3 protein-coding genes and 1 pseudogene are annotated in these 3,569 nt (G+C 69.6%); all 4 read left to right on the forward strand.

Going from position 1 to position 3,569, the window contains the following annotated elements:
• Positions 1-222 (forward strand): annotated as a pseudogene (locus VF649_RS14725) (tRNA-modifying protein YgfZ); the annotation flags it as partial.
• A gap of 139 nt (positions 223-361) precedes the next feature.
• On the forward strand, positions 362-1,555 hold the full coding sequence (locus tag VF649_RS14730) for a hydrolase (protein WP_331012712.1): 1,194 nt from the start codon (positions 362-364) through the stop codon (positions 1,553-1,555).
• The gene (locus VF649_RS14735) at positions 1,552-2,565 is read left to right on the forward strand and encodes an arginine N-succinyltransferase (protein ID WP_331012713.1); all 1,014 of its coding nucleotides are present in this window, start codon (positions 1,552-1,554) and stop codon (positions 2,563-2,565) included. Before VF649_RS14730 ends, VF649_RS14735 begins: the two co-directional genes overlap by 4 nt.
• A gap of 1 nt (position 2,566) precedes the next feature.
• A partial coding sequence (locus VF649_RS14740; RefSeq protein ID WP_331012714.1) for an N-succinylarginine dihydrolase occupies positions 2,567-3,569 on the forward strand: 1,003 nt, incomplete at its 3' end.

The raw sequence follows: 3,569 nt of genomic DNA on the forward strand, positions 1-3,569 counted from the left end.
GAACTCCACGGCGTCAGCTTCACCAAGGGCTGTTATGTCGGCCAGGAAAACACCGCCCGCATGCACCATCGCAGCAAGGTCAACCGTCGCCTGCTGGTGGAACGCCATGACGCGGCCCCGGCGGATGCGCGTGCCTGGTATCCGGAGCTTGGGCTGGCGGTGATGCACCGCCGTGTCGAGGGCCTGGCGCGGGACGCGCTGCCGGCGTGGATCGCGCGCTGAGACCAGCGTTTTCCCGCGGACGCGGGGATCCAGCTTGATCCCGGACCGGACCGCGACGGTGGCAAGCTGGCCCCCCGCGTCCGCGGGGGTACGAACCGAAACCCCTTCCCTCCCCCGCTTTCTCTTCTAATGTCGCGCGATGTCCACGACCGATCTCCTCGACCGCGCCGCCGCCGCACCGATGCTGGATCAGGTGCTGGCCTGGTCCGCGGTCAACAGCGGGTCGCGCAACCTGGACGGTCTTGCGACCATGGCCGGGTTGCTCGCCGACGCCTTCGCCGGCCTGCCCGGGCCGATCACGCTGTGCGACCCCGAACCGGTCGACGCCGTGCTGCCCGATGGCCGCCGGGTCGATCTCGCCCATGGCCGCAGCCTGCATCTGCGCGTGCGGCCGGAGGCGCCCGTGCAGCTGCTGCTCACCGGCCATATGGATACCGTGTTCGCCGCCGATCATCCGTTCCAGCAGACCCGCTGGACCGGCGAGGCCTGCCTGAACGGCCCGGGCGTGGCCGACATGAAGGGCGGGATCGCGATCATGCTGGCCGCACTCCACGCCATCGAACAGGATCCGGTTCGCGACCGACTGGGGTATGAGGTCGTGCTGAACGCCGATGAGGAGGTCGGGTCGCTCGCCTCCGCCGCGCTCATCGCCCGCGCGGCGCAGGGAAAGGCGGCGGCGCTCACCTATGAACCCGCGCTGGCCGATGGGACATTGGCCGGCGCGCGGCGCGGCAGCGGCAATTTCTCCGCCATCGTGACAGGGCGCAGCGCGCACGCCGGCCGCAATCCGCAGGATGGCCGCAACGCGCTGGTCGCCGCAGCCGATCTTGCCCTGCGCTTGGCGCGCGCGGCCGATCCGGCCGTGTCGATCAACCCGGCGAAGATCGATGGCGGCGGTCCCAACAATGTCGTGCCGGATCATGCGGTGCTGCGCGTCAACCTGCGCCCCGAAACACCCGGCGATGCCACCCGCGCCCGCGCCTTGCTCGATGCACTGGTGGCCGATGTCGCAACGGCGCACGATGTCGCCATCCACCTGCATGGCGGCTTCGGTCGCCCGCCGAAGCCGATGGACCCCGCCACCGAACGGCTGTTCGCGCTGGTCCGCGACTGTGGCGACCGGCTCGGCCTCGCCATTGGCTGGTCACCGACCGGCGGGGTGTGCGATGGCAACAATATCGCGGCCTGCGGCGTACCGGTGGTGGATACCATGGGCGGTCGCGGCGGCGCGATCCACAGCGACGAGGAATTTCTCCTGACCGACAGTCTGTCCGAACGCGCCTGCCTCTCCGCGCTGGTGCTGCATCGCCTGGCCACCGGGGGTCGTCCATGACCTTCGTCGTGCGCCCGTCGCGGCTGTCGGACCTGGAAGCCTTGTATGAAATGGCGAAGCTGACCGGTGGCGGCTTTACCAACCTGCCACCGGATCGGCCCGCACTGGAGGCGAAGCTCGCCCGTTCCGCCGCCGCCTTCGCCCGCACCGACGATGCGCCCGGCGACGACCTGTTCCTGCTGATCCTGGAGGAAGCCGGCACCGGCCGCGTCGCCGGCACCGCACAGATCTTCGCCTGCGTCGGCACGCATTGCCCCTTCTACAGCTATCGGCTCGGCACGCTCAGCCAGACGAGCCGCGAACTCGGCCGGACGTTCAAGGCGGAAATGCTGTCGCTCACCACCGATTATGAAGGCGCGTCGGAGGTCGGCGGCCTGTTCCTGCACCCGCGCGAACGCGCCGGCGGGCTCGGATTGCTGCTTGCGCGCAGCCGCTATCTCTTCATTCGCCAGCATCGCGCCCGCTTTGCCGACCGCGTGATTGCGGAGCTGCGCGGCGTGATCGACGAGGCCGGCGGATCGCCCTTCTGGGACGGGCTGGCCGGCAAGTTCTTCGGCATGAGTTTTCAGGAGGCCGATGAGTTCAACGCCACCCACGGTACGCAGTTCATCGCGGACCTGATGCCCAAGCATCCCGTCTATCTCGCCATGCTGACCGAGGCCGCTCGCCACGTCCTTGGGCTTCCCCATCCCACCGGTCGCGCCGCGATGCGGATGCTGGAAAAGGAGGGGTTCGCCTATGAAGGCTATGTGGACATCTTCGACGGCGGCCCGACCATGGCCGCGCGTACCGATCGGATCGCCACCATCCGCGATGCCGTACCTGCGATCCGCGCCGCGTCCGACGCCCCAGGCGGGGATCGCGCGCTGCTGGCGGCCGGCCATTATGATCGCTTCCGCGCCGCGTTCGGCCGCATCGATCCCGGCGAAGGCACCGTCGCGATCGATGCCGTGACCGCGCAGGCGCTCGAACTCGCCGCGGGCGAACCCTTCCTGCATATCGGGCGCTGATATGGTGGAGATCAATTTCGACGGTATCGTCGGCCCCAGCCACAATTATGCGGGGCTCAGCCTCGGCAATCTGGCGGCGCAGGGTAGCGCCGGCCGCCCCTCCGCCCCCCGCGCCGCCGCGCTGGAAGGGATCGCCAAGATGCGCGCCAACCTCGCGCTCGGCCTGGTCCAGGGCATCCTGCTTCCCCATCCCCGCCCGGACGGGGACTGGCTGGCGGCGCTCGGTACCGATGCCGTCACCGCTGATCCGGTGCTGCTGGCCAACGCGATGAGCGCGTCGCCGATGTGGGCGGCCAATGCCGCGACCGTGTCGCCCGCCGCCGACACTGCCGATGGCCGTTGCCATCTCAGCGTCGCCAATCTGCTCACCATGCCGCACCGCGCGCATGAATGGCCGGCGACACGCGCGCAATTGCGCGTGGCATTCGCCGATCCCGCGTTCGTCGTCCATGATCCGGTGCCCGCGCCGTTCGGGGACGAGGGCGCCGCCAATCACATGCGCCTGTCCGCGGGCCCCGACGCGCCCGGGGTCGAAATCTTCGTCTACGGCATCGCCGGCGGCCCCTTCCCCGCGCGCCAGCATGAACAGGCCAGCCGGGCGATCGCCCGCCGCCATGGCCTTGCCCCCGAACGCACGCTGTTCGCGCGCCAATCCGACGCCGCGATCGCAGCCGGCGCGTTCCATAACGATGTCGTCGCGGTCGCCGATGGCAATATCATGTTCGCGCATGAACACGCGTTCGCGGATCCCGCGGCGGTCTATGCGGACCTCCGCCGCCTGTTGCCCGATGTCGCGATCGTGGAGGTGCCGGCGGCGCGCGTCCCGCTCGCCGATGCGATCCGCAGCTATCTGTTCAACGCGCAACTGGTGACGCTGCCGACGCGCGAAAGCGCGCTGATCCTGCCGTCCGAAGCCGGGGAGATCGACAGCGTTCGGCAATATCTCGGCGATCTGCTGGCCGGCAATGGTCCGATCCGCCGTGCCGAGATGGTCGACGTGCGCG

It is taken from the genome of Sphingomonas sp. (assembly GCF_036387535.1).
Taxonomy (GTDB): Bacteria; Pseudomonadota; Alphaproteobacteria; order Sphingomonadales; family Sphingomonadaceae; genus Sphingomonas_R.